The organism is Caballeronia sp. (genome assembly GCF_028292365.1).
Taxonomy (GTDB): Bacteria; Pseudomonadota; Gammaproteobacteria; order Burkholderiales; family Burkholderiaceae; genus Caballeronia.
In genome coordinates this window covers 1-23,330 of sequence record NZ_JAQGMM010000108.1, presented here as the reverse complement: position 1 = coordinate 23,330, position 23,330 = coordinate 1, and the positions used below count along the sequence as shown (strand labels likewise).

Here is a 23,330-nt window from a genome sequence, read left to right as displayed (position 1 = left end):
ACCAACGCTGCGTGTGACAAACTTGAGCAGGTAGTCGTAACCGCCACTTGCGAGATGACATTCGACGATCTCGTCCACCTCGCGAATAGCCGCGACGAACCTGGCGGAATCCTCACGCCGGTGGTCGGCGAGCGTGACCTGTGTGAATACACTCTGGACGTCGCCCATTTTCTCCAGCAGGATCTGCGCGGCATAGCCCGCGATATAGCCCGCGTTCTCGAGGCGCTTCACGCGAATCAGGCAAGGACTAGGGGAAAGGCCGACAGCGTCGGCAAGCTCAACGTTAGTAATGCGGCCTTGCGCCTGCAAGCGAGAAAGAATTCTCAGGTCGATTCGGTCCAACTTGCTGTTTGTACTCATCAAAACGTCTCCCAAATCAATTGCTCAAGCGAAGCGCGATAGCTTCCGCAAATAAACGATCAATTTTCTAAAAGCCGATGTTGTCTACTGACTTAACAATAGTTCGATATCCGAATCATATTCATTGAATTAAGCCGATTGATCCTTGCGGTGCGCTACATGGTTCGCGCCAGGCGGAAAGCATCGAAGATTGCCGCATGAATGTTCCGCGACGATTCCGCGTCGCCAATCCGGTAGAGTTCGTAACTAGCAGGCTCCCCGGTCATCCACGGTTGAGCTTTGCCGAGCAAGAGGCAATCCAGATCGGCTTTCCCGTCGTTCACTGACCCGCTACGCAACTCATGGAACAGATCGTCGACGGGCATCATGCCTCGCTCGACTACAACATGATCTGCATCCAGACAAACCATGTCTGAAGTCAGTTCATGCGTGAACCAGGCACGGCGTTTGTTGCCCGGCAGACGCTCGACGCGCTGGAGCCGCAAATCGTGCCGCAGGGCAACCTCTAACTCGTTGAAGCGACGCTGCCAACCGATATGATCTCCCCGTCCCGCCAGTTCCTCGCCAAAACACCCATCTAGCGTGACCAGTTCGACTTGAATGCCAGCTTGTGCGTACCGCTCAGCACATGTCGCTGCCACATGCCGGCCGGTACCGTCGTACACGATCGCGCTTCCTGACGCAGGAACATGCATGGTCAGGGCATCGAAAGCCGAAGTACAGTGTTCGTTCCCCGGCAAATCATCAAGGTCGGGCATCCCGCCCGTCGCAACAATCACAACGTCGGGATGTTCAGCCAGCACCACGGCAGCGCCGGCATAGGTGCCGGTCCTGACATCTACGCCTAGACGATCCAGCTCGTTCGCACGCCAGTCCACGATCCCGATCAAGTCCTTACGCCAGCTTCCCGTGTGCGCAAGCAATACCTGACCGCCAAGCTTGGGAGATGCTTCGAACAACACCACTTCATGCCCGCGCAGCGCGGCGACGCGCGCGGCTTCGAGGCCGCCCACGCCTCCACCGATCACCACCACCTTGCGGCCAGGGCGGTGGGCTCGATCAACCTCGTGAGCGATCCAGGTCTCGCGTCCCGTTGACGGATTGTGAATGCACGCGCATTGATGAGCCCGGCAGAAAGATGCGCCTACGCAGGGCCGAATGCGATCCTCTTCGCCGTCGATCAGTTTTTTCACAATATGCGGATCGGCGATATGCGCACGCGTCATACCAACCAGGTCGAGCATGTTTTCCGACACGGCGTAACGGGCGCTAGCAAGGTCGGCAATCTTCGCTGCATGGAACACCGGCAATGACACTTCGCGTTTGAACGAGGCGACCGCGGACAACCACGGCGCTGACTTGGCGTACATGGTCGGCATGTTGTCATCGGCAAGTGCTGCGGCCGTGTCCATGCGCCCGTAGACCACGTTGAAGAAGTCGATCAAGCCCGACGCTTCGAGTATTTTGGCCGCCGTCAGCGCGTCGGCGGAAGTCAGGCCGCCTTCCAGCGCCTCGTTGATGACGTAGCGAATACCTACGATAAAGTCACTGCCCACCTGCCGGCGGATCTCCTCATGAACCTCGAGCACAAAGCGGCATCGGTTCTCGATGGAACCGCCATACTCATCGGTCCTCCGGTTAGTGATCGGACTGAGGAACTGCCCGATCAGGTGCCCGCCAGCCAGGGTCTCGATACCGTCGAGCCCGCCATCCCTGCAACGGCGGGCTGCGTGGCCGAAGTCGCGGATGGTGCGGGCTATGTCACTGTGGTCCATCTCGCGTGGAATGCTTCGATGCAGCGTCTCACGCACCCGCGACGGCGCGATTGTCGACAACCAGTCAGACGCGTACGGACTTCCCCGCCGGCCCATGTGAGTAAGCTGGCACATCAACGCAGTGCCATGCCGATGCATTCGCTCGGAGAACGCCTGAAAACAAGGAATGATCCGATCATCAGTGAGATCGATCTGCGCGAACACGTTGGAACTGTCGCGGCTTACAACCGACGAGCCGCCGAACATGCTCAGCCCAATACCCCCAATGGCCTTTTCTTCGTGATACCGCTGGTAGCGTTCGAGCGGCAAGCCGTCTTCCGTCAAACCACTCGCGTGGCTCGTGCTCATAATCCGGTTTTTCAACACCAGGTGTCGGATCCGCAGCGGCTGAAGCAGCGGGTCGTGGCTCCGTGGAGGACGGTTCATTGAACTTACCTTTGACTTGGGAGATTGATGGATTGGCGGGCATGCGTGCTGTCATTTTTCAAACATCCACTGCGCAAACGCGGACAGAATGTTATGGTTATCGACACCTGCCTGCACCCGTGTTTGGATAGCTAGAACATAGGCAGTGCATTAAATTCCGTCAAATGACATTTGCTCTTTCAAACACAACATAATGTTATGGATACCCTGCGCAACTTCGGCTCTTCAATGAATTCGCTGGTGGTATTTGAAGTAGTCGCCCGGGAGAAAAGCATTACCCGTGCGGCGAATGAACTGAACGTGACGCAGGTCGCCGTCAGTCGAATGATCGTAAGACTGGAGAAAGCGCTGGGCACTCAGTTGTTCGTACGCTCGCGCGCAGGCCTGGTTCTGACGGAAGATGGGCTGTTGCTCGAACGCGGTGTGAAAGAGGGCTTCGGGCATATCAAGCGCTCCGTGACCGATATCAAACAGCGGCAACAGCGCACACAGACAGTCACCTTGTCTCTCTCCAGTGCTTTCATTGCGTACTGGTTAATGCCCAGATACCAGCGCTTTCAAAGCGCGTTTCCTGAGATCAGCTTGCGTTTCGATGTGATCAGCGGTGTCCTTCAGGGAACCGCGGATGAAGCCGATCTTGCGTTACGCCCCGCGGACCAGCGACGTAAATCCCAGCAAAGCTGGACCTTCACGCCGGAAGTTATCGTGCCGGTTTGTAGCCCGTCCTATCTTGAGAGCCATGGGCCGCTTGATCACACGCGTGATTTGCCTAAGCACACACTTATCGAGTTAGTGCCGACAACAATCAATTGGGAAAATTTCCACGAACGCGTCGGCATGGCCGGCACGGTGCCGGGTGACCCGCTTATCTTCTCCGACTATGCACTGGTGCTCCAGACCGCAATGATTGGCCGTGGTATCGCGCTAGGGTGGGTGTCCGGCGTGTCCTATGCGTTGCGAACCGGCCAGTTGGTTCCGGCTTCCCGGCACGTTGTCACAACGGGCCGTCACTACGAACTCATCAGTGGTCAACGTCCCGCACGACCGCACGTGGAGCGAGTTACAGAGTGGCTGGTGGCCGAGATGGAGGCGGACCTTCAGGAGGTCGCACGAATGTATCCGGTCTTGAGGAAGGTGGAACCGTCGCAAGGGATGCATTAAACCGGTCGCGACCTTGGCGTGGGACGTCTCCAAGCGAGTTCCGCCGCAACGCTTGTTGCGGCGGAACTCAATGCACCAAACCTAAGCCTAGTTAACCTGAAACGCAGCAACACTCTCTACAAGCCCATGAGCTTGCTCGCGCATTGACACGGCAGCCGCTGCCGCCTGCTCAACAAGCGCTGCGTTCCGTTGCGTTACTTCGTCCATTTGGGTGACTGCCTTGTTAACTTGTTCGATCCCGTCGCTTTGCTCCTCGGAGGCCGACGCAATCTCCTTCATGATTGCGGTGACGCGTTGAACTGAAACCAGGATCTCTTTCATGCACTGGCCGGCATTGTCGACGAGTGTCGCGCCGCTCTGAACGCGGCCATTCGAATGGTCGATCAGTCGCTTGATGTCTTTGGAGGCAGTCGAAGAACGCTGCGCCAGATTCCGGACTTCGGATGCAACAACAGCGAATCCTCTGCCATGTTCGCCGGCCCGCGCGGCCTCAACTGCCGCATTGAGTGCGAGGATATTGGTTTGGAAAGCAATCCCTTCGATCATCCCGAGGATCTCTCCAATCTGTTTCGTACTATCGGTGATCTCATCCATGGTCGCGACAACTTCCGAGACGACTTCGTTGCCGCGATTAGCGATGGAGAATGCATCGCCCGCCAGTACTGAAGCTTGTCGTGCGTTGTCGGCATTCTGTCTCACCGCTGACGTAAGCTGCTCCATGCTGGCAGCAGTTTCTTCCAGGGACGCGGCCTGCTCCTCGGTTCTTCGTGACAGGTCAGCGTTGCCTGACGATATCTCGTCGGTGGACGTTCCAATGGACTGCGCCGCGCCGATGATCGCGACCACGGCCTGACGCAGTTGTGCCTGCATCTCTTGAAGCTTGAACAGAAGGCTGCCTTGATCGCCGGCCTGCAGGTCTATATGTTGCGCGAGGTTACCACCCGCTGTAGCGCTCACGACCAGGGCCGCGTACTCCGGCGAGCCGCCCAGCGAACGATTCAGCCTGCGGTTCACCAAGTACACGACACCTGACAGCATGGCCGCGATGAGCGCGACGAGCACAACCAACTGGCGCAGCGATGCGTTGAATGCCTCGTCAATATCGTCCAGGTAGGCGCCCGTCACGAACGACCAGTCCCAAGGTTTGAAGGTGGCGATGTGGCTGCGCTTGCGTACGGGTTCTTTCGAACCAAGCCGGGGAGTGGCGTAGTCAACGAACCCATCGCCAGAACCCTTCGCGATCTCGGCCATCGCGCGGTACACATATTTCCCGTTGGAATCCTGATAGTCGCCAAAGTATTTGCCTTCAGTCTCCGGCTTGGAAGGGTTCATGACAGCATGACAGTCTGAATCAACGATAGATACGTATCCGTCAGTGCCATAACGGATCGCCCGTAATTGTGCGAGCGCCTGCTTCTTCGCTTCAGGCGTCGATAACGTTCCGTCAGCGGCCAGCGCCGCGTAACGGCGCGTGATGCTCATCGCGATATCTCCCGCATCCTTCAATGAATGCTGCCTTTCTTGCAGGCGAACCTCGCGAGTCTGGTAAGCCCCAAAGCCCGCCACAGAGATCAGGCAAATCAGGGAAAGCGCCAAAGGAATCCACAACTGTTGCTGAAATGTAAGCCGTTTCATGAGGTCTTTATATAGAAGTGTACTAAGCGGTGTACGGCACGAAACTCGGATACTTGATAGTTCTCTTCGAGTTCTTTGGTGTTTTGCAGATTCCTGCCCCGTTGCAGAGCGCGCTTCACTCCCTCCCTGTCCGTTGCTTGCAAGCAGTCCATTGCCGAGATCGGTAAAACACAGTCAGAACGAGTGTACACATTGAATTTTTCCTGGCAAAGGTCATTTCCACGCAGGTGACTTTAGATGGGGTATTCCCTTAAATGATGCATTTAATAAGGGTTTTCACCAAACTAAAGCACACATGCACCAACAAAAATATACTTAGATATCTTGCCAAATTATAATGTGAACACTAGACTTTTAGATATCAAACGCAACCTGACGCCGCGCTTCGGAGGAGTCGACCAGATGACTAAGACCTTGGGTATCGGGCAGATTCCTCCGCCGTTGCTCCGACCTGCCCATGGTGCGGCAACGGGACCTCGAAGAGTTGGCGTAGGGCACGTTGGTCCCGGGTACTTACTGTTAGCTGTCGACGCTAACGTGATACCGCCTCAGGCGAGTTTTGAGTTCGCCACGGCCGCCGGTGTGTTTTCAACGCGCTCAGCATCCAGGCTCGACGCAGCCTTTGAGCGTAGACACTGTAATGGCAGGCTGAAGCAACCGGTACATCAATTCCAGTAAGACGCCTTATCACGCTTTCACTATTACGCTTTAAATCTTATCTATTTCGTAGTCCGACATTTTGTAATGTTCGACGTCAGGGACACATCTTCTGATGCCCTTGTCGATCAAGAAACACGATTTTTTTCACGCACTGGAGACTGACAATGTACGACGTATTTCAAACGGATCGCCTGATTGACATGTGGCTGACCGAGGACATTGGGTACTGTGACCTCACCGCACAGGTCATGATCGAAGCGAACGAAACGGGTGCTTTCTTCATGAATGCACGCGAGGACCTGATCGTGGCGGGTATCGACGTCGCAGCCCGTGTGTTCAAGCGCTACGATCCAACACTCGACGTCGTCGTACGCGTCAAGGACGGTGATCATGTAAAGAAGGGGGCGGTGCTTCTTGACGTACAGGGCAATGCACGAAGCGTACTGACCGCCGAGCGAACGGCACTTAACATCGTGCAGCGCATGTCCGGCATCGCCAACCTCACCGCCGAGTACGTCAAGGCAGTCGCGGGAACGCGCGCACGACTGATCGACACACGCAAGACCACACCCGGTTTGCGCATGCTGGAAAAGCATGCGGTGACCTGCGGCGGGGGCTTGAACCACCGCCTCGGACTTGATAACGGCGTGATGATTAAAGACAATCACATTGCGGTTTGCGGCGGAATCAAGAAGGCTGTGCAACGTGCGCGTCGCCAATTGCCGGTATTGACGAAGCTCGAAGTGGAATGCGATCGCATCGAGCAGGTCGAGGAAGCGCTGGAAGCCGGCGTTGACGTCATCATGCTCGACAACATGTCCGTTGAGGAAATGACGAAGGCCGTGGAGTTGGTCAATGGCCGTACGAAGCTTGAAGCGTCTGGCGGTATCAACCTCGCAACGATCGGGGAAATATCCAGAACGGGCGTCGACTATATCTCCACAAGCAAGATAAACCAGGCCTCCGTGTGCGTTGACATCGGTCTGGACGAGGCGGAGTAGAACCTTCATGTCCGACGGAATTTTCTTTTTTGTGGTCGGCCCGAGCGGCGCCGGCAAAGACTCTCTTATTGACGGAGCGCGTGAGGTTCTTGGCGATTTCGTCTTTGCACGTCGGGTAGTCACCCGGCCTCACGGCTCGCCGGGTGAAGATCACGAAGCGCTTAATGAAACCGAGTTCGCGCGCCTCGACGGCCAAGGAGAATTCCTGATTACCTGGTCGGCACACGGACTAAGATACGGTTTGCGTCGTGATCTCCTGAATTCGATTTCGCAGGGGCATCACGTCATCGCGAACGGGTCGCGGGCAATGATCGACGTGCTTTCAAGTCGCGTGCCGCGGCTGGTGGTAGTCGAAGTGGGCGCGCCCACTTCCGTGCTGGCCGCGCGAATTCTCGGACGAGGCAGGGAAACGCCGGACGAGATTTTAAAACGCGTGACGCGCCAGGTCGAACCGACCTCTGCTGATGTTGAGGTCCTGAAGGTACTTAATGACGGAACGCTTGAGCAAGGGATAGAACGTTTCGTCACAGCGCTTGCCCGCGCCACACAGCCTGCTCCGCCCAGCATGCGCGTGTTGAAGGCAAAGATCGCCGGCGAAGAACTCAACGAAACCCAATATAGCGCGGTGCTCGACGACATTCTTGCATTGCGTTACTCGGACCGGGACATCAACGCGTTCCTTTTGCACGCGTCGCAAAACCTGTCTGACACCGAAGTTCTCGCACTAGCAAAGGTCAGGTGCAAGCTGACGCCCCGGATTGAATGGGACGAGCCAATACTCGTTGACAAGCATTCAATGGGTGGCGTTCCCGGTAGCCGGATCACGTTGATCGTAGTACCCATTGTGGCGGCATTCGGGCTCGCCATGCCAAAGACGTCATCGAGAGCAATCACCTCTGCCGCGGGTACTGCCGATGCGATGGAAACGGTTGCACGTGTCGATCTCACCAGCGCAGAGGTTCGTCGTTGCGTCAGTGAAGCGCGCGCTTGTATTGCGTGGAACGGACGGTTGAATCACTCGTTGATTGACGATCGGATCAATGCATTCACCAGACCGCTGGGACTCGATTCAAACCGCTGGTCCGTGGCGTCGATTCTATCCAAGAAGTGGTCCGCAGGATCCACTCACGTCATCATCGATCTTCCTTACGGACCGAACGCAAAGTTAAAGGACGAACACGAAGCGCGCACTTTAGGTAAGCTTTTCGAGTATGCGGCAACGGGCTTGGGGCTGCACGTAAAGGCCATGGTGACCGATGGCAGCAGCCCGATCGGGCGGGGTATCGGCCCCGCGCTCGAGGTACGGGACGTGAAGCGGGTCCTGGATAACGATCCGGATGCACCCGCCGACCTGCGGGAAAAAGCACTCTGTTTCGCGGCGGAAATTCTTGCCTGGGCGCCGTCCGTCGGCACTGTTTCCAAGGGCCGGCAGATTGCGGAGTCACTGCTTTCCTCCGGTCGAGCCCGTAGTGCATTCGAAAGCATTGTCGATAGCCAAGGCCGGCGAGTACCGCCGGTTTCGCCGGCCAAGTATGTTCAAACGATTGTGGCGCAACAGGAGGGGATCGTCTCCAGGATCGATGGCTGGGCCATCTCGGGAATCGCCCGAAAAGCGGGCGCTCCTGCGGACCTGGGCGCGGGCGTGGATCTTCTGGCAACCGTGGGTCAGCAGGTCGAGCCCGGGGATGGACTATTTCATATCTACGGCGCTGACGAAGGGCTTGTCTCGGCAGCGGCTTTGTTGGCGCAAACAACGCGCACGCATGACATCTGCATAGAAAGTATGAATAGCCTCCCCTCCGCTTGAAGCGTGGCGATGACGTGAACGATGGGGCAGTGATCAGCAGGACCGCAGCGGTAGCGGGAATTCCATAAAAAGCGCGTGGTTAATTATCCTTGGAGTAGTGAGAATGCCCAAAAGAATCGGCAATTTACGGTGGGGGATCGTTTCGTTGCTGATCGCTCCCATCACCTTCGTTATGACGCTGGACCGCGCTGCAATGACGATCGCCGCACCCACGATCCAGAAGGAACTGGGTCTGTCGCTTGTCGAGATGTCAGTGATCCTGACGATCTATTTCTGGACATACGCCTTGGGACAGATCCCCGCCGGCAGAATGGCCGAGCGTCATGGCTCGAGGAAGGTCCTGTTTGGAACGAGCGCGCTTTGGTCCTTGATGATGATCATCACGCCGTTAGGCGTGGGCTTTAGCTGGCTCGTTGGCTGCCGCGCGCTGCTCGGGGGTGCGCAATCCGCCGACTGGTCAAGCGGTGTACTCGCGGTAAAACGCTGGTTTCCCAGGAATGAACGCGCAAAGGGAAACTCCTTTCTCCTGGGCGGACTTTATCTCGGACCTATCATTTCAGCGCCTCTTACTGCCTGGATGATTTTGCAGTTCGGCTGGCACTCCGTCTTCTATGTGTTCGGCGCAATAGGCCTCGTATTGGGGATCGCGTGGTGGTTCGGTTATCGCGATGTTCCCGCGCAGCATCCATTAGTTACCGCTGAGGAGGCAACGTATATTGCTGCGGGACAGTCGGAACCAGAAGCCATCGCCAAAGGTGTGTTCTTGAAGTGCCTCCGGCATCCGCGCTTCTGGCTTTTCGGTATCCAGTACTTCCTGTTGGTCCTGATCCAGAGTTTCTACACAACATGGCTACCGACCTATCTGATGCGCGCACGCGGACTCTCTCTTAAGTCCATGGGGTTTGCGGCATCGCTTCCCTGGATTGCCGTGTTCGTGGCGGTGTTTGTGGCGGGGATCGTGTGCGACAAGATATTGAAGCGCACTCAATCGGTCTGGGCCGCTCGTGCTCCGGTCGCCATGGTGGGATTTCTTGTTAGCGCCATCGCCCTCTGCCTGGCTTCCTATGCGGTCAACATTGCGGCCGTCGTTGGTTTCCTGTGCCTGTCTTTCGCCGCGGTCGGTTTTGTGCAAGTCGTTGTCTGGTCAGCTGCCCAGGACCTGGCGCGAGATTTCACCGGCGTGATGTCTGGCTGGACTAATCTGTGGGGAGCCGCATCGAACGTCGCAGGACCCGTTAGCGTCGCTTTCATGGTGCGACTCACCGGTAACTGGGGGAGTGCCTTGGTAGTCATCGCACTAGCGGCCGCGGTGGGCACGGTGCTCTGGTTGTTTGTGCATCCCGAGAAGCCGCTGTTTGACACGCCGCAAGCCCCCGTCGCGGCCCCGCTTGAAGAGCACGTCCAGCCGGTGGCAAGCAACAACGACTTGACCAGCGATCTGACTTCGGAGGAAGTGCGCCCTTGATTCTGGTTGCCCCCGGGTTGCAGGTCAGCCGCTTCCCGGGGCATTTGACTTGAAATCTTTCGACCGCCTCAGCGGCGTGAGTCCATCGGTACTCGTTGACCGGCATCAATGCCAGCGCGCCCAAATGAACCACCTCGGCATCAAATCAATTTAAGTGTCGATGCCTTCAGAGTGGCCGCGGCGCGCGTCGAGCATTCAAGCTTGCGGAACACACTTTCCACATGCGTGCGCACCGTGCTGGGACTTAACGCCAGCATCTTTGCAACCTCCTTGTTACTGGCGCCCAGGCTGATCTGACGGAGCACCTCCGATTCCCGGGGCGATAGCAGCGTTACCTGGGCCGGGCGGGGTTTAATGCCCACTACGCCCCCGTCATACTCGTCACGTTCATTCGAGATCAATGCACTGACAGCATCGGCATTGAAGCGCCCTGCCGATACCTGCTCGCGGAGCAGTGTTGCAGCCTCTTCGGTGGAAAGCGCCTCACGCCAGGGACGCTTCGCACGCAACGCGACCCAGGCGGCGGCCGCAGCGAGCACCTGACCTTCACGCCCTATGCCACCACCTTCTGCGCCCCGGAAATAGCCCGATCCGTCCAGCCGCTCATAGGCAAGCGATGCAATCTCCGATTCGCGAGCGAGAGCGGCGATCTGCTTGCCCGCCCGCGCAGTCCAATACGGGACCAGTCGCACTTTCTCCCAAGCCGCAGCAGGCAAACGACCCGGCGTATTCCATACCGAATTGGGCACTGCCGCGCGTCCCATACCGTGGATCAAACCTGCGAGATACACGCTGCGCTGGGTCTCCTCATCAAGACCCAAACGCGCGCAGCAAGCCGCCGATGCTTTCGCCACCCGCCGTGAATAACCGGCCATCCAGGGCAGCTTCAGGTCGATCACATCCGCGATGATTTCCGGCGCGCTCGATTGCTGCATCGGCTGCGTATTCAAGGGTTCATCGCGCGCCGACACACTCCACTGTTCAAGCTCGTCCAGCCACTTGGCCGCCCGGGACAACGCCAGTTGCGCGAGCGCTTGAGGATACTGATGGCCGGCCTTCTGGGTGATCAACACCTTCGCCTGCTGCACCCCGTAGATACGGCTAAAAATCTCGATATCACCGGCCAATGCGACGAGAAACACAGCATCGGGCACATTGCCGCCCTGCATCTGTTGCGGGAAACCGCCGCCATCCCAGCTTTCGAAAATGTGCCGCAACGCCGCCTGGGTCGCGCTGGCCAAGCCGAGCATGCGCGCGACCTCGCCCGATACTTCGCAATGAATCTGCGCCAGCGGCGTAATGGCCGCGCCGAAGCTTCCCGGGGATGCGTCGTCGCCTGCCCATCCAGGCCGCATCGCAAGCATGTTCGCCCTGCTGCCGATATCGTCTCCCAACCACTCCGAGAAACCCGCCGCGTTCGCCGTGCAGCCTGACCAGCGCAGCAGCGACACCTCCTTGACTACACAGCACTGCACCTCGTCGTGGCCGGCGTCGGCGGCGAGCCGTCCGGCAAGCCAGCCGGTACGCATCGAATGGTCGGTTGGCTGCCCCATGCTGAGGTCGCCGACAAATGCAAGCGCCTTGACAGCGTCCAGCACCCGGATAGCAGATACGTCTTGCATCAGTCTCGCCTCATTTTTCGCTGCTCGGGTAGTGCATCCATCGGATCAGGCTCGGTCATTTGACCGATACAAGACGTCGCCCAATCGGCGCATTCTCCAATCCGCACACTGATTTCCGTCCAAACCTGATTTCTCCAAGAGGATTTACATTATGAACACCCTGCTCAAAAAATGCCTGGCCGCTACGCTGCTGCTCGGCGGCCTGCTGTCGCTCGGCGCATTCACGCCGGCCAGCGCCGCGTCTGCCCCTGACGATCTGAAGGGCAAAAATGTGGTGCTGGTGCACGGCGCGTTCGCAGACGGATCGAGTTGGGACAAGGTCATCCCGATTCTGCAGGCGAAAGGCTTGCACGTGGTGGCCGTGCAAAATTCGCTCAAGTCACTCGACGACGACGCCGCTGCCACGAAGCGAGTGATCGAGCAACAAAACGGTCCCGTCATCCTGGTCGGTCATTCCTGGGCCGGTGCAGTGATTACGCAAGCCGGCAATGACGACAAGGTGAAAGCGCTGGTGTATGTCGCCGCTTTTGCGCCTGACAAGGACCAGTCAATTAATGACATTTTGAAAGGAAAGCCGGCGCCATCGTGGGCGTCCGCGCTGCAGAAAGATTCGGCTGGATACCTGACGCTTTCTACCGATGCAATCATTCACGACTTCGCGCAAGACCTGCCGGTAGCACAAGCTCGCCTCGTGGCGGCCACTCAAGGACCCTGGTTCGCTGGCTGTACCGACGACAAGGTGACCGAAGCCGCGTGGCATAACAAGCCGTCGTGGTGGGTCTTGACGGAAAAGGACCACATGATTCCCGCGCCTTTGCAGGCTGCCATGGCGCAACAGATTGGCGCGACTGTGGTGAAGGTTGATGCAAGTCATGTGGCGATGCTGTCAAAGCCAGCAGACGTTGCTGCTGCAATCATCGCTGCGGCGCGTAGCGTGCAGTAAGTCAGTTGGACGCTCCCGGCGAGGTTCCGAGCCACCGCATGCCGGGAGTCTTCGCCTTCAGTCATGGCGAAGCTTCGGGTAGTGCGAGTTCAAGCCGATGTAAAGCGCCAGCTCGCCGGCGATGCCGGAGACGGCGCTTCCATCATCGCACCGCGAGCGATGCCCTTAGCATGTCCAGCACCGCCGCCACTTTTGGCGTGAGTTGCCGTGCTCTCTGCCAGATCAGGAATAGCGGCAGGCCATCGGTTGCGAAGCCGCTCAGGACTTCGACAAGCCGGCCGGTACGCAACTTGTCATCTGCCAGCCACGTCGCCAGTTGTGCGATACCCAATCCCGCCTCTACGGCCGCAAGCTGCGCCTCTGCATCACCGAACACAAGGCGATAAGGCAGCGCGCGTTTCACGACCGAACCCCCTTCGGCAGCAAAGGTCCATGAACTCACGGTTCCATCGGGCCTTCCGTAACAGATGCAGTCGTGCTCGATCAGCGCGTCGGTAGTCAGCGGCTCACCGCGGCGCTCGAGATAGCCAGGCGAAGCGCAAAAGATGAGACGCTCATTGCCGACATAGTGGTGCGCAATCGATGCGGGCCACTCACTCATTGCGCCAATGCGCACAGCCACGTCGACCCCTTCTTCCACAATATCGACAAACCGGTCCGTGAACGTGACGTGCGGCAGCAGATTGGGATATTGCTCGCAGAGTCTCGTCACAATGGGCAGCACGGCAAGGCGACCAAATGTTGCCGGCAAGTCGATGCGAATGCGCCCCATGGGTTCGAGCTTTTGCGCAGCCAGGATCGCTTCAGCCTCAGCGAGCTCGCGCAGTATGCGCACGCACGTTTCATAGAATGCCGAGCCGGCATCGGTTAGCGCAAGGGAGCGAGTCGTTCGCTCGAACAAGCGCACGCCGAGCCGCTCCTCCAGTCGGGCGACGCTTTTGCTGACGGCCGAACTTGTCAGGTTAAGGCGCTCGGCTGCCGACGCGAAACTGCCTGAGTCGGCTGCATACACAAAGGGAGCGATGCCTTTCAGGCCTTCGGAAGATGCCATGTAATTAGAGAAAATATTTCATGAATAAGATGAAATACTATCGCGAAAGGCGACTCTACTATCGAATAAGCTCTTTTCTTTCTACTTCCAATGATTGATTGCCATGCAAAAACGAGCCTTGATCGTCGGTTCCAGCGGTGTGATCGGGACGGCGCTGTCCGAACACCTCTTGGCCACTGGTTGGACCGTCACCGGCCTGTCGCGCGGACGCGGTACGCCGACCGCCGGCGTGCATGCGCGCACGGCCGACCTCACTGCGCCCGATGAAGTCGCGGCTGCCCTGAATAATCTGGACATGGACGCCGTGTTCTTCACGGCTTGGGCGCGGCAGGCAACCGAGAAGGAAAATATTCGCGTCAATGGCGCGATGGTGAGCAACGTGCTGAATGTCGTGGGCCCATCGCTTCAAGGCGGTCATGCGGCATTGGTCACGGGTCTGAAGCACTACCTTGGCCCGTTCGAGGCATACGGGACCGGTGCCGTCCCCTTGACACCCTTCCGCGAAGAGCAAGGCCGTCAGCCGGTTGATAACTTCTATTACGAGCAAGAGGACAGACTGTTCGATGCCGCCTCTCGCTTCGGCTTCACATGGAGCGTGCACCGTCCGCATACCATCATCGGCTACGCACTGGGCAATGCAATGAACATGGGTGTGACGCTCGCCGTGTATGCGACGTTGTGCAAAGAGAGCGGCCAGCCGTTTGTATTTCCCGGCTCTGCCACGCAGTGGAACGGGCTGACCGATATGACCGACGCCCGCCTGTTGGCGCGACATCTGGAATGGGCGGCGACGAGTGAGCAGGCAGCGAACGAAGATTTCAACGTCGCGAACGGCGATGTATTTCGATGGCAGTGGATGTGGTCGCGGATTGCGAACTACTTTGGGATCGAAGCCGCTCCGTTCGACGGCGTGACGCGTCCGTTAGAAAGCCGGATGCAGGACAGCGCCCGGGAATGGCAGGCCATCGCTGCACACTATGGACTCAAGGAGCCGGCAGTTGAAAAGCTCGTATCGTGGTGGCATACGGACGCCGACCTTGGACGACCCATGGAGGTGGTGACCGATATGTCGAAGAGCAGGAAGGCCGGCTTTTTGGCGTACCAGAGCACACTGGATGCGTTCATCGACTTGTTCGAACGGCTGAAGGTCGAGCGGGTCATCCCCGGATAGGGTGCGCTTCAAGGTTCCCTTCAAGTTCCGCCGCGCGGGTCACGCTTCATTTTGTTTCGCCCGATACCACGTCGGGTAGAACGTTTTCACGGCGTCCCCGTCGGTTCGCAACGCATGGCAACCGTCGAGCTGAAACGGCTGCTGACTATTCGATGCGTTGATCTCCTCGCTCATGGTCTGGAACGCGGCTGTCGCCACCCCGCCGATCAACTCGGTCAAATGCGTGCAGCCCCTTGTACCGCCGAATAACGCGCGCGTCTCGCGCGTGAAACCGGCCTTCAGCGTCAAGCCAATCAGCTTCTTATATTCCGGGCCGATCACATCGCAGAAACCGGGGTAAGGGACAACTTCGGACTCCGCATGGGCATCAACGATCAGGAACTCCGTGTTGACCGTGATGCGCAGGCGCATCTGATGAATCGCTTCGCCCGCAAGCCGCACAACGCCGCTCGAATGGCGGTCGTAGGTCTTCGTATCCTTGAGCACGCCTTCAATATCGTACAGGCCGTCCGCGCGGCGAAAGCCGCTCAATTCGATACGGCGCACGTGGAGAAGTTGGCGTTCCATAGGCTTAATGTGTAAAGCTCGCGACAATGCGTTTCGCTCGATCGACAATGGGTTTGTCGACAAGTTTTCCATCGACTGCAATGGCGCCCTTCGGATTCTCCGCGAGCTTCGCCAGCACGCGCTCGGCCCACGCAAGATCTGCGGCGCTGGGAGCGAAGCCCTGGTTCACCGCCTCGACCTGGCGCGGATGAATGCAAAGCTTGCCGCCGAAGCCAAACCGCCGGCCGGCAGCTACGTCAGCAGCAATCAGATCAGCGTCATCAATCGACAGAGTAACGCCGTCAACGGGTGCTGGCAGTCCGGCAAACCGCGACTCAATCACGAATTGCGAACGTACGGAATCGAGTTCGCGGCCGCTGTCTTCCACGCCGGCATCGACGCAATAATCGAACGAGCCGAATGCAAGCCGCGAGACCGATTTTTCATGCGCGATACCGCGCATCTGCACGACGCCGACCACGCTCTCAATCAATGCAATCAGCGATACTCCGTCGCCGCAACGCGAGGCGATATCAGCCAGTTCGCTCGCCACCTCGGCCTTGGGCACCATCGCACGCATGATTGGCGACGCACGCACCATCTTCACATCGTCTTCATGCCATGGCGTGCCGAACGCATTCACGCGAACCAAAACGCGCGGCTTGTCCGCGTCCGCGAGACCGCTTTCAAGCCACTCTGCGAGACCCTCGCGGGCCCGGATTTTTGCATCGGGTGAGACTGCATCTTCCAGGTCGATTACGACCTGATGCGCGGCCGTCGCGAGCGCCTTTGAAAAACGTTCCGGACGATCGCCGGGCACGAAAAGATAACTGCGTAGCGACATGCCTGTCTCCTGATTAAAACCTCATCCGGCATTCCAGTCGCGCTGGAAAGTCTCGGAATAACTGAATCGATCGGCCGGATGAATACTGATTGCGGCTTCGACCACTTCGCCGCGCTGATTGAGATATCGGCGGCACAGCCAGAGCGCGGGTGTTCGCGGTTTGACGTTGACCAGCGCGGCGATAGCCGAAGGCATCGCGATCGCCCGGATCTCCTGCTGGACCTGGGCAATGCGCTCGCCAAACTGCTTCTCTATCAGCGTATAGATCGGCACATGCGATTCGCTTTCGTGCACCACCAGCGATCGAAATGCCGGCTGAATAAAAACTTCGGTATGACAAATCGGGTCGGGACTGTCGCCCGAGCGTCGCAAGCCCACAATTCGCAGCCATGTTTCTCCGGGTCTGGCCGTCAGCATGTCGCAGATCTTGGGGTCCCGAATCTCGGATGTCTCCTTCGATAAAATCTGCAGGACGGTATCGGCCGTGTAGCGATGCAAATCGCTCAGTTGCTGCATGACTTGCCGATACCCTCCCTCGGATCGCATGGCTTTCACGGTTGTGCCGACCCCCGCCTGTCGCACGACCATGCCCAACTGCACGAGTTGCTTCACCGCTTCACGCACGGTCGAACGGCTGGCGCCGAACTGCTCGCACAGTTCGAACTCCGTCGGAATAGTGGAGCCGACCGGAAAGCGGCCGCTCTGAATTTCATTGATGAGCGTCTGCGCCAATTGCATGTAACGCGGTTGCTGACCCAGGACTGTGACCATCGGCTCTTGCGTGAAGATAGGTGGACGGGACGGAAGTGCCGCGCTCCCCCGTCCAGACTCGTCACGCAACGCTTCGGCGCTCATTGCACGACGGCCTTCTCGCGGAGCGAGGCGATCCGATCAGCATCGTAACCGAGTTCCGCGAGCAGCCTGTCCGTGTCTTGCCCCAAATCGGGCGCCGCGCGCAACGGCAACGGCTCGTCCACGCGAACTGGCGCCGCCACTCCGCGAATCTTGCCGAAGCGCGGATGCTCGGCATTGACCACGCCCTCGCGCTCGGCCACGAACGGATTATCGAGCGCCTGCTTCACGTTATAGACCGGCGCAGCGGGCACGCGGCCGCCAAAACGCTTCAGCCACTCCTCCGTGGTCGCGGTGGACAGCGCCGCGTCGAGCTCCTTTTCCAGCAAGTCGCGATTGGCCAGCCGTGCCTTGAAATTGTTGAAGCGTTCGTCCGCGACCCACGACGGTTTGTCGAGGACTTCGGCCAGCACGCCCCAGAATTTCTCCTTGTTGCACATCAGGAAGATCCAGCCATCCTGCGTCTTGTACAACTGGCTCGGCGTAAGCGATGGATGCGACGACCGGCGATCGCGACCAGTCACAACATCTCCGTTCAGGTACCACGTCGCGACGTAGGCAAGATTGTGCATGGCGACATCGAAGAGACTGACGTCCATGTCGCGGCCAATGCCCGAAGCGCGTGCCTGTACGATTCCGGCGAGCAACGCCATGGCGGCCGTGGTGCCCGTCATCAAGTCGATGATCGACAAACCGAAGCGCGCGGGCGGACTATCCGGCTCGCCCGTGACCGACAAGTATCCGGCCTCCGCCTGCATCAAGTAGTCATAGCCAGGCCATGACGCGCGGCTTCCCGTGCGCCCGTACGCCGACAGATGACCGCAGACAATCGCCGGATTCGCCTCCTTTAACTGGTCATAGGTCAGCCCGAGTTTGGCCGGCAGGTCGCCACGCAGGTTGTTGAAAACGGCGTCGCTTTTCTTGACCAGATCGAGCAGCACCCCGCGTGCTTCCGCCTTCTTCAGATCAAGTGTCAGGCTGCACTTGTTCCGATTGAACGCCTCGAAAAAATGGCTATCACCCTCGCCGAAAAAGTACGGACCCACAGCGCGGCCCACGTCACCGCCTTCGCGGAAATTCTCGATCTTGATGATTTCCGCGCCGAGATCGGCCAGATGCTGGGTCGCAAAGGGACCCGCGCCGTATTGTTCGACCGCGACAATACGCACGCCCGAGAGCGGCAAAGTCATACCGGATTCCTCGCAATCAAGTTCTTGGCGATAATGATTCGCTGCATCTCGTTGGTGCCTTCGCCGATGCATAACAACGGTGCATCCCGGTACAAACGTTCGACATTGAATTCCTTCGAGTAGCCGTAAGCACCGTGAATCCGCATCGCCTCGATACTGTTTTCGAGCGCCGCCTCGGTTGCAAAATACTTCGCCATGCCGGCCTCCATATCGCACCGTTCACCGCGGTCATACGCAATAGCGGCCGCTTCAGTCAACAACCGCGCCGCCTGCACACGCGTTGCCATTTCGCCGAGCTTCAACGCAATCGCCTGATGCTCGCAGATCGGTTTGCCGAAGGTCTTGCGTTGCTGCGAATAGGACACGGATTCGTCGAGTGCTGCTTGCGCCACGCCCACGCCGCGCGCCGCCACATTGATACGGCCCAGTTCGAGTCCGCCCAATATCTGCTTCAGGCCACGCCCTTCTTCGCCGCCGATCACTTGAGAAACCGGCACGCGAAAATCCGTGAAGGTCAGCTCGCACGTATCGATCCCCTTGTAGCCCAGCTTTTCGAGCTTGCGGCTGACTTCGAAGCCTGGGCCTTTTTCGACTATCAGCAGCGTCATGCCCTTGTGGCGCGGTTCCGCCTTCGGGTCGGTTTTCACCAGCAGCGCAAGCACGTTGCCATACAGGCTATTCGTGATCCAGGTCTTGCTGCCGTTGACCACGTACTCGTCACCATCACGCCGTGCGACCGTGCGGATCGCTTGCAGATCCGTGCCGCAATCCGGTTCCGTCAAGCCTATGCCACCGCGCAATTCACCCGTCGCCATGCGCGGAAGATAGTTGCTTTTTTGCTCCGCAGTGCCGTTGCGCTGCACGGTCATCGCCATGATCAGATGCGAATTGATAATGCCGCTCACCGACATCCACACAGCGGAGATCCGGTCGACTATCTTCGCGTACGTCGATGTCGACAGACCTAGTCCTCCATATTCCTGAGCGATCAGGCAGCCGAACAAGCCCATGTCCTTCATCTTCTCGACAATCTCGTGCGGGTATTCATCGGCGGCTTCGAGCGCGTGGACATACGGCTTGACTTCTGTCTTGAGAAAACGGTCGAGCATGTCGAGAATCAACACCTCATTCGCCTTTGCCTCTTCTGCTGTTTCTGCCTTTTCTACATCGATGGTAGCCATGAAATCTCCTGCCCTGAAGGCTTGCAGTATTAGTTAACCGGGACGGTTCAAGCTGGACGACGCAGCACGCTTGCAAGCGTGGACACCGGCGTACGTTCGAGATCGAGGACCGCATCGCGGACTTCAGCGGCGCGTTCGCGCGAGACCGCGCGCTGGGCGTTATCGAAGAACTTGGCGACAATGTCGTCGTTGCTCAGCGGCCGGTCGGATGATCCGCGATTGATCGCTTCACGCTGGACCAGACGGCGACCGTCGCGGGTGAAGACGATCACCTCGCCGGTGTAGTGGCGCGGGAATGTGGATTCGTGATCGACTTCGTAATTAACGCGCTGCGCTAACGACATCACTGCTGGATCGGCGAGCGAAGCGTCGTCGAGATCGTCCAGCGTGAAGCGTCCCTTGAGCAATCCGGTCGCCACGATGTACGGAATGCTGAACTGTGCGTCGTAGCTGTTCACCGGCCGCTTCTTGTTCGCCACCGGCTCGCAGACCACGTCAACGGTCGGCCCCGGCACGCGCACAATTACGTTCTCGATTTCGTCGCCGGTAAGGCCGTGCTGCTTGTGCAGCTCGACGGCGGCATCGGACGAAGCATGCGTGAAATGGCAGGCGGGAATCGGCTTGAGCGCGACATGATCGATTTCCCATTGCTCGCCAAGCCCGGCTGTCGCGATGGAAAGATCCGGCGTGGTGGCATCGTTCAGATGCAACGCATAGAGGCCGTAGCGGCCTTCGTACGGCGCACCCGGCCCTACGAAGCCATGCTTGGCCAGCGAGGCCGCCACGGTGCCGCTGACGGCAGCCCAGCCCGGATGCAGCCGCTTGGTCCACGCGCCGTCCTCCAGGAACTCAAGACTGCCTGCCGCCATGGACAACGCAATCCCCTGCGCATGGGTCGCGCCTGCTTCGTCGAGCCCCAGCAGCCGCGCGGCGGCCAGCGTGCAGCCGAACGCGCCAGCGAGCCCTGTCGGGTGAAAGCCGGCCTTGTGGAAACCGCCTTGCGCAACGGCACCCACTCTCGTCGATACTTCCATCGCGCAAAGATAGGCCGTGAGCAGATCGGCGCCGCTGGCGTTCTCGCGCTCGCCGAGGCCAAACACGCAGGGCAAGGCGCTCGCGGTCGAATGGATGACTCCACGCGCGTGGGTGTCGTCGAAATCGAGCCCGTGGATCAGAAGCCCGTTCAGGAGCATCGCGTCACGCATGGCGAGACGTTCCGAATGCGCGAACACCGACGCGTTGCCGCTGCCGAGTTCCTGCATGGCGGCCAACGTGATGCATGAATAGTTGAACGTGGTGGTCGCGAATGCAAGGCCAATGCTATCCAGCATCAGATGCCGGGCGCGTTCGCGCACCGCTTGAGGTACATCTGACAATTGCAGGTTGGTCGTGAAGCGGGCAAGCGTGGCGGAGATGGAAGTTGGGTTCACCGGGCAATTCCTCCTTGCTTGAAATCGAGTTGGGTATCGAGTGCATCTTCATCCGGGGACGCCGCTTCGAGCGAGTACTGGTTCGCGTCCACCCCAAGCGAAACGACCGCCACGATCAACAGGATCAGCACCCCGGACACCATGCCAAGCACACCGAATAATCCAAACTGGGCATACAGCAGGACGGCAACGTATGAAGTGGTCATTGATGCCAGCCGGCCGCACACGCCTGCTGCACCTGTTCCTCGCAAACGCAATGCGGTGGGGAACAACTCCGGCACATAACCAAAAAGCCCGAGCGTCACGATCGCGAAAATACAGCTCACCAGCACGAAGCCGACGCAGGCAATCGCGGCGTTGGCGACCATCTGCGGATAGATGAAGCCGAGCACGATCGTCATGATCGAGAAGAACACGAGACCCTTCGCACGCCCCAGGCGGTCCGCACTGAGGAAGCCCAGCACCGCGCCAAACGGAGCACCGAACGACATCAGCGTGGTAAAGCCAAGCGAGGTCACCACGTCACGCCCTTCCTTCACAAAGAAGGTCGGCAGCCACGCCACGAATCCGTACACGGCGACATTCACCGCGATGGCGGTCAGGGCGGCGGTCAGCGTGCGGCCGATCATGCCGCGCCGGAACAGCGCGCTGAACGGCAATTGCGGAACCTCGAGATTCTGTGTGCGAGCGCATTCAGGCAATGGTCCGCGCTGCTTCGCCACCTCGGCTTCGATTGCGCTCACGGTGCGCTCGGCCTCGTCAAGCCGGCCGACCGACTCGAGCCAGCGCGGCGACTCCGGCATGCTGTGACGCAGCGCCCAGACAATCATCGCGCCAACGCCCGCAATGCCGAACATCCAGCGCCATCCTAGTGTCGGGATCACGACATATCCCACGCTCGTTGCGATCACGAGCCCAGAGTTGACAATCAATCCGAGCAGCGATATCCAACGTCCGCGATACGCCGGCGGGATGAATTCGCACAGCGTTCCGGCCGCGACGACCAGTTCGGCGCCCAGCCCGATGCCCATCAGGAAACGACAACCAATCAACCAGTAGATGTTTGGCACAAACGCGGCTGCGATCGACATCACGCCGAACAGCGCGAGGTTGAACTGGTACGAAGAGCGGCGTCCGAAGCGGTCGCCGAGATAGCCCGACAAGCCCGCACCAATCACCATCCCGCAGAATCCCGCCGATACAAACAGCGCGTTGAGCTGCAGCGTCGAGAAGCCTTGCTTCATCATCGCGGCTGCAACGCCGCCGGCGAGATACACGTCGAATGCATCGAGGCACGCGCCCGCGCTGATGAGGCCGAGGATCTTCCAGTGGAAAGCAGCCATCGGCAATCGGTCCAGCCGCGCGCCTGAGCTTACGAGTTGATTCACAGTTGTCTCCTTACTGTGCGGGAGTGGTGAAACGTCGTTCGTTCTTGAGCCAAATCGACATTCCTTGGCGGTTGCGGCGGCCTGCTAGTCCCCGGTGCCGTAGCCCTTTTTGGCGATCAACGCGGTGCGCACAAAATCCATGACGGCGGTACCGTCCTGTTTGAATGCGCGCGTATGGACGGTGACGATCCCTTGCGTGGGACGTGACTTCGATTCGCGTTTTTCAAGCACTTCAGATTCGGCGTACAGGGTATCGCCGCAGAACACGGGACCTGTCAGCTTGATCTCCTTCCAGCCAAGATTCGCGATGGCCTTGCCGCTGACATCGTTCACTGACATGCCAAGCACGATCGCGACCGTCAGGCCGCTATTCACCAGCAATTGCCCGAACTCGCTTTTGGCGGCATGCGCGGCATCGCAGTGCATGGGATGGAAGTTCATTGTCAGCAACGAGAAGTGGATGTTGTCAGTCTCGGTGATCGTCCGCCCTGGGCGATGCTCGTAGATATCCCCGACCGTGAACTCCTCGAAATAGCGGCCGTAGCTCGCGCGATACCGTTGCTTCCCCACTTCTTCGGCTTGCATGCTCAGCGCTCCTGTCTCAATTGTTTATTTGTACGGACAAAGTATCATCCCGAAGTATTTTTGCGTCAATCGAGGGTATTCACGGAGAAGCGGCGGCGAGGTTTATATGGGGAATTGAGGCGATGTTTCGACGAAGGTGCTTACTAACAGGGGCTCTACGCGCCTAGTCTTTCCACCAGGAAGTCCACAAAACCGCGCACACGCGAAGTCAGATGCCGTCCATGCGGATAAAGCAGG

At 58.7% G+C, this 23,330-nt stretch carries 19 protein-coding genes; 6 read left to right on the top strand and 13 right to left on the bottom strand.

Annotated features, from left to right (window positions below; translation table 11 throughout):
- Positions 1-360 (bottom strand): winged helix-turn-helix transcriptional regulator (locus JWR14_RS06840; protein WP_299703511.1); only part of this gene is annotated, 360 nt, incomplete at its 3' end.
- Between the two features lie 155 nt (positions 361-515).
- Positions 516-2,561, bottom strand: a complete 2,046-nt coding sequence (locus JWR14_RS06835) for an NADH:flavin oxidoreductase (protein ID WP_299703508.1) — start codon at positions 2,559-2,561, stop codon at positions 516-518.
- Positions 2,562-2,759: 198 nt separating this feature from the next.
- Here JWR14_RS06835 and JWR14_RS06830 point away from each other — a divergent pair, with 198 nt between their 5' ends.
- A complete protein-coding gene (locus JWR14_RS06830) occupies positions 2,760-3,722 on the top strand; it encodes a LysR substrate-binding domain-containing protein (RefSeq protein WP_299703505.1) in 963 nt (320 codons plus the stop codon).
- A gap of 87 nt (positions 3,723-3,809) precedes the next feature.
- On the opposite strand, the gene JWR14_RS06825 is transcribed toward JWR14_RS06830, so the two are convergent.
- Positions 3,810-5,357: a methyl-accepting chemotaxis protein gene (locus JWR14_RS06825; protein WP_299703502.1), complete on the bottom strand. Its 1,548-nt coding sequence runs from the start codon at positions 5,355-5,357 to the stop codon at positions 3,810-3,812.
- 824 nt (positions 5,358-6,181) lie between these two features.
- On the opposite strand from JWR14_RS06825, the gene nadC reads away from it, so the two are divergent.
- From nadC to JWR14_RS06810, 3 genes are all read left to right on the top strand, one after another.
- A complete protein-coding gene (gene nadC / locus JWR14_RS06820; RefSeq protein WP_299703499.1) occupies positions 6,182-7,018 on the top strand; it encodes a carboxylating nicotinate-nucleotide diphosphorylase in 837 nt (278 codons plus the stop codon).
- Between the two features lie 7 nt (positions 7,019-7,025).
- Positions 7,026-8,825: a phosphonate metabolism protein/1,5-bisphosphokinase (PRPP-forming) PhnN gene (gene phnN / locus JWR14_RS06815; RefSeq protein ID WP_299703496.1), complete on the top strand. Its 1,800-nt coding sequence runs from the start codon at positions 7,026-7,028 to the stop codon at positions 8,823-8,825.
- 103 nt (positions 8,826-8,928) lie between these two features.
- Positions 8,929-10,290, top strand: a complete 1,362-nt coding sequence (locus tag JWR14_RS06810) for an MFS transporter (RefSeq protein WP_299703493.1) — start codon at positions 8,929-8,931, stop codon at positions 10,288-10,290.
- Positions 10,291-10,430: 140 nt separating this feature from the next.
- Here the strand turns inward: JWR14_RS06810 and JWR14_RS06805 are convergent, their stop codons facing one another.
- Entirely contained in the window at positions 10,431-11,912 is a 1,482-nt protein-coding gene (locus JWR14_RS06805; RefSeq protein ID WP_299703490.1) for an HD domain-containing phosphohydrolase, read from the bottom strand.
- A gap of 151 nt (positions 11,913-12,063) precedes the next feature.
- Here JWR14_RS06805 and JWR14_RS06800 point away from each other — a divergent pair, with 151 nt between their 5' ends.
- Positions 12,064-12,855 carry an alpha/beta hydrolase gene (locus JWR14_RS06800; RefSeq protein ID WP_299703487.1) on the top strand — a complete coding sequence of 264 codons (792 nt, stop codon included), beginning with the start codon at positions 12,064-12,066 and terminating at the stop codon, positions 12,853-12,855.
- A 142-nt stretch (positions 12,856-12,997) separates the two neighbouring features.
- Here the strand turns inward: JWR14_RS06800 and JWR14_RS06795 are convergent, their stop codons facing one another.
- Positions 12,998-13,906: a LysR family transcriptional regulator gene (locus JWR14_RS06795; protein ID WP_299703484.1), complete on the bottom strand. Its 909-nt coding sequence runs from the start codon at positions 13,904-13,906 to the stop codon at positions 12,998-13,000.
- Between the two features lie 103 nt (positions 13,907-14,009).
- Here JWR14_RS06795 and JWR14_RS06790 point away from each other — a divergent pair, with 103 nt between their 5' ends.
- The gene (locus JWR14_RS06790; protein WP_299703481.1) at positions 14,010-15,077 is read left to right on the top strand and encodes an SDR family oxidoreductase; all 1,068 of its coding nucleotides are present in this window, start codon (positions 14,010-14,012) and stop codon (positions 15,075-15,077) included.
- A gap of 39 nt (positions 15,078-15,116) precedes the next feature.
- On the opposite strand, the gene JWR14_RS06785 is transcribed toward JWR14_RS06790, so the two are convergent.
- From JWR14_RS06785 to JWR14_RS06750, 8 genes are all read right to left on the bottom strand, one after another.
- Positions 15,117-15,644 (bottom strand): DUF2889 domain-containing protein, encoded by a 528-nt coding sequence (locus JWR14_RS06785; protein ID WP_299703478.1) that lies wholly within the window; start codon positions 15,642-15,644, stop codon positions 15,117-15,119.
- Between the two features lie 4 nt (positions 15,645-15,648).
- Positions 15,649-16,467: a CoA ester lyase gene (locus JWR14_RS06780; RefSeq protein WP_299703475.1), complete on the bottom strand. Its 819-nt coding sequence runs from the start codon at positions 16,465-16,467 to the stop codon at positions 15,649-15,651.
- Between the two features lie 21 nt (positions 16,468-16,488).
- Positions 16,489-17,238 carry a GntR family transcriptional regulator gene (locus JWR14_RS06775; RefSeq protein WP_299703472.1) on the bottom strand — a complete coding sequence of 250 codons (750 nt, stop codon included), beginning with the start codon at positions 17,236-17,238 and terminating at the stop codon, positions 16,489-16,491.
- Between the two features lie 80 nt (positions 17,239-17,318).
- Positions 17,319-18,509, bottom strand: a complete 1,191-nt coding sequence (locus tag JWR14_RS06770; RefSeq protein ID WP_299703469.1) for a CoA transferase — start codon at positions 18,507-18,509, stop codon at positions 17,319-17,321.
- Positions 18,506-19,690 (bottom strand): acyl-CoA dehydrogenase family protein, encoded by a 1,185-nt coding sequence (locus JWR14_RS06765; RefSeq protein WP_299703467.1) that lies wholly within the window; start codon positions 19,688-19,690, stop codon positions 18,506-18,508. Before JWR14_RS06765 ends, JWR14_RS06770 begins: the two co-directional genes overlap by 4 nt.
- 47 nt (positions 19,691-19,737) lie before the next feature.
- Positions 19,738-21,120 carry an MmgE/PrpD family protein gene (locus tag JWR14_RS06760; protein WP_299703464.1) on the bottom strand — a complete coding sequence of 461 codons (1,383 nt, stop codon included), beginning with the start codon at positions 21,118-21,120 and terminating at the stop codon, positions 19,738-19,740.
- A complete protein-coding gene (locus JWR14_RS06755) occupies positions 21,117-22,508 on the bottom strand; it encodes an MFS transporter (protein WP_299703462.1) in 1,392 nt (463 codons plus the stop codon). Before JWR14_RS06755 ends, JWR14_RS06760 begins: the two co-directional genes overlap by 4 nt.
- An 84-nt stretch (positions 22,509-22,592) precedes the next feature.
- Entirely contained in the window at positions 22,593-23,093 is a 501-nt protein-coding gene (locus JWR14_RS06750) for a MaoC family dehydratase (protein WP_299703459.1), read from the bottom strand.
- Between the last annotated feature and the right edge of the window lie 237 nt (positions 23,094-23,330).

Excerpts from the sequence above, each read along its gene's own strand:
- JWR14_RS06835 (WP_299703508.1), bottom strand. The coding sequence starts at position 2,561 with ATGAACCGTCCTCCACGGAGCCACGACCCGCTGCTTCAGCCGCTGCGG.
- JWR14_RS06830 (WP_299703505.1), top strand. The coding sequence starts at position 2,760 with ATGGATACCCTGCGCAACTTCGGCTCTTCAATGAATTCGCTGGTGGTA.
- JWR14_RS06825 (WP_299703502.1), bottom strand. The coding sequence starts at position 5,357 with ATGAAACGGCTTACATTTCAGCAACAGTTGTGGATTCCTTTGGCGCTT.
- nadC (WP_299703499.1), top strand. The coding sequence starts at position 6,182 with ATGTACGACGTATTTCAAACGGATCGCCTGATTGACATGTGGCTGACC.
- phnN (WP_299703496.1), top strand. The coding sequence starts at position 7,026 with ATGTCCGACGGAATTTTCTTTTTTGTGGTCGGCCCGAGCGGCGCCGGC.
- JWR14_RS06810 (WP_299703493.1), top strand. The coding sequence starts at position 8,929 with ATGCCCAAAAGAATCGGCAATTTACGGTGGGGGATCGTTTCGTTGCTG.
- JWR14_RS06805 (WP_299703490.1), bottom strand. The coding sequence starts at position 11,912 with ATGCAAGACGTATCTGCTATCCGGGTGCTGGACGCTGTCAAGGCGCTT.
- JWR14_RS06800 (WP_299703487.1), top strand. The coding sequence starts at position 12,064 with ATGAACACCCTGCTCAAAAAATGCCTGGCCGCTACGCTGCTGCTCGGC.
- JWR14_RS06795 (WP_299703484.1), bottom strand. The coding sequence starts at position 13,906 with ATGGCATCTTCCGAAGGCCTGAAAGGCATCGCTCCCTTTGTGTATGCA.
- JWR14_RS06790 (WP_299703481.1), top strand. The coding sequence starts at position 14,010 with ATGCAAAAACGAGCCTTGATCGTCGGTTCCAGCGGTGTGATCGGGACG.
- JWR14_RS06785 (WP_299703478.1), bottom strand. The coding sequence starts at position 15,644 with ATGGAACGCCAACTTCTCCACGTGCGCCGTATCGAATTGAGCGGCTTT.
- JWR14_RS06780 (WP_299703475.1), bottom strand. The coding sequence starts at position 16,467 with ATGTCGCTACGCAGTTATCTTTTCGTGCCCGGCGATCGTCCGGAACGT.
- JWR14_RS06775 (WP_299703472.1), bottom strand. The coding sequence starts at position 17,238 with ATGGTCACAGTCCTGGGTCAGCAACCGCGTTACATGCAATTGGCGCAG.
- JWR14_RS06770 (WP_299703469.1), bottom strand. The coding sequence starts at position 18,509 with ATGACTTTGCCGCTCTCGGGCGTGCGTATTGTCGCGGTCGAACAATAC.
- JWR14_RS06765 (WP_299703467.1), bottom strand. The coding sequence starts at position 19,690 with ATGGCTACCATCGATGTAGAAAAGGCAGAAACAGCAGAAGAGGCAAAG.
- JWR14_RS06750 (WP_299703459.1), bottom strand. The coding sequence starts at position 23,093 with ATGCAAGCCGAAGAAGTGGGGAAGCAACGGTATCGCGCGAGCTACGGC.